Genomic DNA, 747 nt, shown 5'->3' with positions numbered 1-747 from the left:
GGGGCGGGGCTTCGTGCTTGGTTCGTGTGAGTGTCAGCCGTTTGAGTCGTGGGAGTCCGCTTCCGGATCGATCTTCGACTCGTCGACCGCTTCGTGCGAGCCGTCCGGGTTGCGGTAGAGCTTCACGCCTTCCTGTTCGGCGGCAGCCTGGGCCTCGTCTTCACGATTCTCTTCGACATATCCAGGAGTGGATCCGTAGGAGACGTTCGGACCGACGGCCTTCGAAGCCACCTCTTCGAGCTTCTCGTTGATCTTCTCGATCTTGTTCTGCTGATCTTGATCATTATTCATGTCTCAACACCTCGCTTTGGTCAGATCGTACGTGGCCCTCATGGTACTCCGGGAGCGCCGAGACAGCGGGAGACTGATGCAGTCCGCGCCGTCATCGTGGGGAATGTGACCTCAACGGATCATGTAAATCATGGTCTTGCAGTATCGCAAAGGTGATTGAGCGCGCATGATGGTGATATCAGCTTCAAGCACTGAATTCCGAGGGGAGGTGCAGCCATGTCGGAGAACCACCAGCCGGAGAACGGGCAGGACGAGTCCTCAACCTCCCCCGCCGAGGCGACCGACGGTTCCGCTGAAAGGTCAGAATCCGCGCAGATCCGTCACGACCACGAAGACAAGATGGTCGATGAATGGGAAGACGAATCATTCCCCGCCAGTGACCCGCCGGGACATTACTGACCGGGTCGGTCCGGGAGACGGGGCCGTCCAGAGGGCAGAACGAAATGATCAGCGCCC

Annotated in this window: 2 protein-coding genes; one reads left to right on the top strand and one right to left on the bottom strand. The window is 58.9% G+C overall.

Translation table 11 applies throughout. From position 1 onward, the window contains the following. Nucleotides 1-33: 33 nt before the first annotated feature. Nucleotides 34-291 (bottom strand): hypothetical protein, encoded by a 258-nt coding sequence (locus ACE03M_RS12320; protein ID WP_143921116.1) that lies wholly within the window; start codon nt 289-291, stop codon nt 34-36. A gap of 216 nt (nt 292-507) precedes the next feature. Between ACE03M_RS12320 and ACE03M_RS12315 the strand changes: the two genes are divergently transcribed. Further along, complete coding sequence (locus tag ACE03M_RS12315) at nt 508-690, top strand: hypothetical protein (RefSeq protein ID WP_143921117.1); 183 nt, start codon at nt 508-510, stop codon at nt 688-690. Nucleotides 691-747 lie beyond the last annotated feature (57 nt).

Source organism: Brevibacterium sp. AGC70 (assembly GCF_057334195.1).
Note: the sequence above shows the minus strand (reverse complement) of the source record. Positions and strands in the feature narration are given on the sequence as shown.

Bases quoted from the DNA above. Each gene is read 5' to 3' on its own strand.
- ACE03M_RS12320 (WP_143921116.1), bottom strand. From the start codon at position 291: ATGAATAATGATCAAGATCAGCAGAACAAGATCGAGAAGATCAACGAG.
- ACE03M_RS12315 (WP_143921117.1), top strand. From the start codon at position 508: ATGTCGGAGAACCACCAGCCGGAGAACGGGCAGGACGAGTCCTCAACC.